At 38.0% G+C, this 5,868-nt stretch carries 8 protein-coding genes; 6 read left to right on the forward strand and 2 right to left on the reverse strand.

Annotation, left to right across the window (positions count from 1 at the left end):
* Positions 1–86: 86 nt before the first annotated feature.
* From U0M88_RS02760 to U0M88_RS02775, 4 genes are all read left to right on the forward strand, one after another.
* Positions 87–431: a hypothetical protein gene (locus U0M88_RS02760; RefSeq protein ID WP_331868827.1), complete on the forward strand. Its 345-nt coding sequence runs from the start codon at positions 87–89 to the stop codon at positions 429–431.
* Positions 432–446: 15 nt separating this feature from the next.
* Positions 447–614 carry a hypothetical protein gene (locus tag U0M88_RS02765; RefSeq protein WP_320870003.1) on the forward strand — a complete coding sequence of 56 codons (168 nt, stop codon included), beginning with the start codon at positions 447–449 and terminating at the stop codon, positions 612–614.
* 90 nt (positions 615–704) lie between these two features.
* Positions 705–1,148, forward strand: coding sequence for a low molecular weight protein-tyrosine-phosphatase (locus tag U0M88_RS02770; RefSeq protein ID WP_331868828.1), 444 nt, complete (start codon positions 705–707; stop codon positions 1,146–1,148).
* Positions 1,141–1,965, forward strand: a complete 825-nt coding sequence (locus U0M88_RS02775; RefSeq protein WP_331868829.1) for a histidinol-phosphatase — start codon at positions 1,141–1,143, stop codon at positions 1,963–1,965. The genes U0M88_RS02770 and U0M88_RS02775 overlap by 8 nt, the downstream gene beginning before the upstream one ends.
* A 16-nt stretch (positions 1,966–1,981) precedes the next feature.
* Here the strand turns inward: U0M88_RS02775 and U0M88_RS02780 are convergent, their stop codons facing one another.
* Both U0M88_RS02780 and U0M88_RS02785 read right to left on the reverse strand, forming a co-directional pair.
* On the reverse strand, positions 1,982–2,944 hold the full coding sequence (locus tag U0M88_RS02780; RefSeq protein WP_331868830.1) for a P1 family peptidase: 963 nt from the start codon (positions 2,942–2,944) through the stop codon (positions 1,982–1,984).
* A complete protein-coding gene (locus tag U0M88_RS02785) occupies positions 2,922–3,752 on the reverse strand; it encodes a nitrilase-related carbon-nitrogen hydrolase (protein ID WP_331868831.1) in 831 nt (276 codons plus the stop codon). Before U0M88_RS02785 ends, U0M88_RS02780 begins: the two co-directional genes overlap by 23 nt.
* A gap of 66 nt (positions 3,753–3,818) precedes the next feature.
* On the opposite strand from U0M88_RS02785, the gene U0M88_RS02790 reads away from it, so the two are divergent.
* Both U0M88_RS02790 and mutY read left to right on the forward strand, forming a co-directional pair.
* Complete coding sequence (locus U0M88_RS02790; RefSeq protein WP_331868832.1) at positions 3,819–4,781, forward strand: type I phosphomannose isomerase catalytic subunit; 963 nt, start codon at positions 3,819–3,821, stop codon at positions 4,779–4,781.
* A gap of 16 nt (positions 4,782–4,797) precedes the next feature.
* Positions 4,798–5,787, forward strand: a complete 990-nt coding sequence (mutY, locus tag U0M88_RS02795) for an A/G-specific adenine glycosylase (RefSeq protein WP_331868833.1) — start codon at positions 4,798–4,800, stop codon at positions 5,785–5,787.
* Positions 5,788–5,868 lie beyond the last annotated feature (81 nt).

Raw genomic sequence — 5,868 nt, forward strand, 5'->3', positions numbered from 1 at the left:
TGTTTGGTTAAAAATGATTGAGTATTTGTAGTCATAAAGAATACCTCTTTTCTGACTACAATATAAAATCTAATTTGACATTATTTATGCCATATCACCAAATTGTCGGTATAGCGAATAATTTAATTGTTAGTGATTTTGATGATATTATTTCAAATACAATTAAGAAAGATAGACCAAAAAGAGGATATTCAAGCTTAGAAGATGTTTTTAAAATGGAATTTGATAAGAATAAAGAAATGTTGAATATAGCTTATTTAACAGAAAATCAAATAGATTTTGACACATTAGAAACATACTTGAAAAGCATATTTGAGAAAGATAAAGATGCTTTAAATATTGAACATTCTAGAAGTGATTACAGAATAAATTTAAGACGTCTAATTAGAATCTATGATTATTTGAAAGGAAAAGAAAAAACCTTTGATTAAAGCCATTTACGAAAAATGACCATCAAAGGCTCTTTGTTTCCATATTGGAGAACAATCCAACAAGGCAATTCAATTGAGCCACCCTATTTTCCTGCTCTCTATGTATTGAATTATACACAGAAAAATCAAGAAAAACAAGAAAAAGGGAAAGATGAATTGAAAGGAAAGCTTTTACCACAGTAATAAGAAATAAGAAGATTTAAAAAATGTTTTTCTCGAAAAAACTCTTTTCGAGACATCTTTTAATATCGAATAGGAAGGAATCTAGAAATTATGATAAAAATACTATTCATCTGCCACGGCAATATTTGCCGTTCACCCATGGCAGAATTTATTATGAAAAAACTAGTCAAAGATCAAGGAATAGAGGATCAATTCATCATTGAATCGGCTGCCACCAGTACCGAAGAAATCGGACATGATATGTATCCGCCCGCAAAAAGAAAGCTAACCGAAAAAGGGATTCCTTTTTCAAAACGACATGCGCGTCAGGTACGCTTTGACGAATATGAAAAATGGGATTATATCTTAGGAATGGATCGATGGAATCTTCAAAATTTAAAGCGCATCTTTTATAATGATAAAGAAGAAAAAGTACATTCTTTACTCCAGGATAAAGATGTAGCTGATCCATGGTACACCGACGACTTTGAAACGGCTTACCGGGATATTGAAAAAGGATGCAAAGAATGGCTGGAAAGGATATTACATGATTAAACAAAATTTACATACACACAGTACCTATTGCGATGGAAAAGATCGTATTGAGGAAATGGTACAAACGGCAATTGAAAAAGGATTTACCGTACTTGGCTTTTCTGGACATGGCCCCTGTTTGGTCGATGAGGTAGCCATGAAGGAAAAGGATCTTCCAAATTACAGAAAAGATATTTTAGAAGCCAAAGAAAAATATAAGGATCAGATTCAGATTTTTTTAGGAATCGAAGAAGATATTTCTCAGCGTATTCCCTCAAAAGAACCTTATGATTTTGTGATTGGAAGTAAACATTTCATGTTTATCAAAAATCAGGTCAAAAATGTAGATTACTCCAAAGAAATGGCCCAGGAAATTGTAGAACTCTATGATGGGGATTTTCTAAAGTATGCCAAAGACTATTACGAAGATCTAAAAAATATCGCAGACTATCCGGAAGTGGATATTGTCGGACATTTAGATCTTTTGATGAAATTCAATGAGGATGAAAGCTTTCTTTCGTTTACCGATCCAACATATTTGTCATATGCCAAAGACTGCATCGATGTTTTAATCAAAGCTGACAAGATTTTTGAAGTCAATACCGGAGCTATCTCCAGAGGCTATAGAACCAAGCCATACCCGCATCAAACATTGCTTGCGTATATTCAAGAAAAAGGTGGAAAGATCTTATTAAACAGCGATTGTCATAATCGAGTTAACTTAGATTGTTACTACAAAGAATCCATGGAATTGATCAAACAATGTGGATTTAAAACGATGATGACTTTGACAACAGAAGGATTTAAAGAGGTGCCAATTGACCGATTTACGGTCTAGCACCTCTTTTTATTGGTTATTTACAAATTTCATAATACGTGGTTAAACCATACATCGGTGTGGCATAGAGGCAGGCATTTTCAATGGCTTTGGCCATCGCTTTGGCCGCTAAAGCACCAACAACATCTGGCTGAGCTTCTACTTGTTGGCTGGCCATCGCAAAAATGGTGTCACCATCGCTGGACGTGTGGACCGGTCGAATGGTTCGGGCATAGCCGTTATGAGCCATGCTGGCGATCTTATTGGCCTGCGCTTTGGTCAGCTTTGCGTTGGTGAGTATGCAGCCGATGGTCGTATTCATACCACAGCTTTCTTCGATTGGCTGGTTTTCAAACATAAAATCAAGTGTAGAGAGTCGTTTCTTTTTTTGATAGTCATAAATACCGGCAATCGGCTTTTCACTGTTTTCAAAATAGACATCACCACACGCATTAACAGCCACGATGGCAGCTACCATGACATCACCCACCTGGAAAGCCGCATGACCTAATCCGGTTTTCATAGCTTTATCAAAGCCTAAAAATTTACCGACGCTGGCTCCGGTTCCGGCTCCAATGCATCCTTGTTTGGGAATTTGATGATTGGCGTTTTGGCAGGCTTGATAGCCCATTTTTTTAGTCGGGTAGGCTTTTGGATCAGCTACGCTGCAGTCAAATAAACAGGCGCCGGATACGATAGGAATATAAATTCCTTTCATATCAAAGCCAATTTCATGCTCGCTTAAATATTCCATGACACCGCAGCTGGCTTCCAGGCCAAAAGCACTGCCGCCGGCTAGTGTGACCGCATGAATTTGTTCGACCATATTTTTAGGGTTTAAAAGATCGGTTTCTCTTGTGGCAGGACCACCACCACGTACATCTACACCGGCAACAGCTCCTTTTTCGCAAAGGACCACCGTACAACCGGTACCACCGGTTTCATCCTGCGCATGTCCAATCTTAAAATCGGTTAATTCATTGATCTGAATTTCCTTCATTTTTATCTACCTCCGTTAACATGTATAAATCATTTCGTCGTATTTTCCAAAAAGGCATACGCTGACGAATCGCATCAACTCGTCCTAAATCGATATCAGTTATCGAATAGGGTTCGTTTTCATTCATCTGATGAGAGATTTTTCCAAAAGGATCAGTGATGATGGAATGTCCATAGCTTTCAAATGTATCATATTGATAATGTGCTGGATTGACACCCACCATAAACACCTGATTTTCCATAGCTCGTACCTGAAAGAGAGGTGTCCAATGTTGCAGGGTGACGCTTTTATTAAAGGCAGCCGGGCAAAAGATAATGCGCGCCCCTTCTATCGCAAGTAGTCTTGCCACTTCCGGAAATCGGATATCATAACAGATCAAAATGCCCATCTTACCCCATCGCGTATCAAAAGTTTGGAGGTGATCACCGGGTGTAAAGACATCTTTTTCCTGATAATCCTTTTTAGTATGAACTTCAAACAAATGTGTTTTCGCATAGGAAGCAATCAATTTTCCATGATCAAAAATAAGACACTCATTATAGATCTTATCTTCTATCTTATGGGCAATCGTGCCGCCAACGATCATGCATTTTAGTTTGTCTGAAAGTGTTTGAAGAAGCTCTTTACAAAGATCATAGGAAGAAACACTTTTTTTGATCTGCTCATTGATATAGGGGCAATTCCACATTTCCGGTAAGACCAGAATATCAGCGCCTTCTTTACGACTTTGTATAGCCAAGGATTGCACTTGGTTGAGGTTGTCCTTCACATCTTCTTGCACTTGTATTTGAAGCATGGCGATTTTCATAGCTAAATCATACCATGAAAGACGAAAATGATTTATAATAAATTCGAAAAGAATAGGAGTGAAAGTATGCCAATTGTAAAATTAGCCCCTGCTTATAAAGATTATATTTGGGGTGGAACGAATTTAAAGGAAAAATACGGAAAGAAATGTGATTTAGATATCGTAGCGGAAAGCTGGGAAGTATCTACCCACCCGGATGGCCCAAGTACTGTTGTATCCGGTCCTTATCAAGGAAAGACTTTGACAGAATATATTGATGCGTTGGGAAAAGATTGTCTGGGAACAAAAGGAAAAGAGTTTGAGTTTTTCCCAATGTTGATCAAATTTATTGACTCTAAACAACCTCTTTCTATCCAGGTGCATCCGGATAATGAATATGCACTTCGTGTGGAAAAAGAATACGGAAAGACAGAAATGTGGTACATCTTAGATTGCCAGCCTGATGCGACTTTGTACTTTGGTGTGAATCGCTCGATCACTAAAGAAGAATTCAGAGAACGTATCGAAAATAACACGCTTCTTGAAGTGCTAAAAGAAGTACCGGTACATAAAGGTGATATGTTCTTTATCAAGGCAGGAACGATTCATGCGATCGGAGCCGGAATCACTTTGTGTGAGATTCAACAGAATTCTAATTCAACGTATCGTGTTTATGATTTCGGTCGTGTAGGAAAAGATGGAAAACCAAGAGAATTGCACATTGATAAAGCTATTGATGTTTCAAATTTAAATCCAATCGAATCGGATTTCAAACCAGCCGGTAAGCCGGTCAGCGATGAAAATGCGACAACGATGTTGTTGGCAACGTGTGATTATTTCACAAGCTTTGAAACCACATTAAGAGGCAGTACGATCATTGATGTAGATGAGGAAAGCTTTGCCTCTATGGTTTTGGTAGAAGGAAATGCTACGGTTGAAAACGATGGCGAGGTCTTGGAACTGACCAAGGGGGAAACCGTATTTATGACTGCCGGCAGTGGCCCTGTAAAAGTAACAGGGGATTGCCAGTGGATTTACAGCAGGGTTTAATCCTGCTTTTTGCTTTATGTTTCAAAAAGATTTACTAAAGTGGTATGACAAAAACGCCAGACCACTGATCTTTCGAGAGAAAAAAGAAGCTTACTCAATCTGGATCTCTGAAATCATGGCCCAGCAGACACGCATTGAAGCCATGTTACCATATTATAGAAGATTCATTGAAAAATATCCGGATATTCAAAGCTTATCCCGGGCCGATGACGATGATCTGACAAAGCTTTGGCAGGGATTAGGCTATTACAATCGTGTGCGCAATATGAAAAAATGTGCAATTGAATGTATGGAACGCTATCAGGGAAGCTTGCCAAAAACGAAAGCAGAGCTTAAAAAATTGCCGGGCATTGGCGATTATACGGCCGGTGCGATTGCTTCTATTGCCTATGATGAAAAAGTCAGTGCTGTTGATGGGAATGTGATTCGTGTATTTTCCCGATTGTACAATATCACCGAGGATGTAAAACAAACGAAAGTAAAAAAGAAGATCGAACAATTGGTTGAGGATTCTCTGGCCGATCCCATCAGCAGTTATAATCAGGCTTTGATGGAATTAGGTGCTTTGGTCTGCATTCCTAAAAATCCACGATGTGCTGCTTGTCCGATTCAGAAAGACTGCAAAGCCTATCTTGAAGGAGATCCATCAAAATTACCGGTGCAGCCCAAGAAAAAGGAGCGCCGAAAAGAAGATAAAACCTATTATGTATTGGTTTGCAAAGATAAAATTCATTTAGTACAGCGACCTAAAACCGGACTTTTATCCGGACTTTATGGTTTTGATGAACAAAAGCCGGAGCATATTGTGAAACAGGTGGAATTGAAAGAACACATTCATGTTTTTTCACATGTGGAATGGACTATGAAAGGGTATCTATGTGAGGTCGATTCTATGACGGAGAATTTTTATACGATCGATCAAATTCATGAACAGTTTTCCATTCCCAGTGCTTTTTTACCATTTTTAAAACAGACAGAACGATATATAAAGGAGCTAACTATATAAAATTCAAGTAGTTTTTATGAAATAGTTTGAAAATATAAAACAACTATATTTTTTAGTTAGTTTTAAATTGATCTTTGAAAA

Origin of the sequence: Faecalicoccus sp., assembly GCF_036552745.1 — a bacterium.
Taxonomy (GTDB): domain Bacteria; phylum Bacillota_I; class Bacilli_A; order Erysipelotrichales; family Erysipelotrichaceae; genus Faecalicoccus.

Bases quoted from the DNA above. Each gene is read 5' to 3' on its own strand.
- U0M88_RS02760 (WP_331868827.1), top strand. From the start codon at position 87: ATGCCATATCACCAAATTGTCGGTATAGCGAATAATTTAATTGTTAGT.
- U0M88_RS02765 (WP_320870003.1), top strand. From the start codon at position 447: ATGACCATCAAAGGCTCTTTGTTTCCATATTGGAGAACAATCCAACAA.
- U0M88_RS02770 (WP_331868828.1), top strand. From the start codon at position 705: ATGATAAAAATACTATTCATCTGCCACGGCAATATTTGCCGTTCACCC.
- U0M88_RS02775 (WP_331868829.1), top strand. From the start codon at position 1,141: ATGATTAAACAAAATTTACATACACACAGTACCTATTGCGATGGAAAA.
- U0M88_RS02780 (WP_331868830.1), bottom strand. From the start codon at position 2,944: ATGAAGGAAATTCAGATCAATGAATTAACCGATTTTAAGATTGGACAT.
- U0M88_RS02785 (WP_331868831.1), bottom strand. From the start codon at position 3,752: ATGAAAATCGCCATGCTTCAAATACAAGTGCAAGAAGATGTGAAGGAC.
- U0M88_RS02790 (WP_331868832.1), top strand. From the start codon at position 3,819: ATGCCAATTGTAAAATTAGCCCCTGCTTATAAAGATTATATTTGGGGT.
- mutY (WP_331868833.1), top strand. From the start codon at position 4,798: ATGTTTCAAAAAGATTTACTAAAGTGGTATGACAAAAACGCCAGACCA.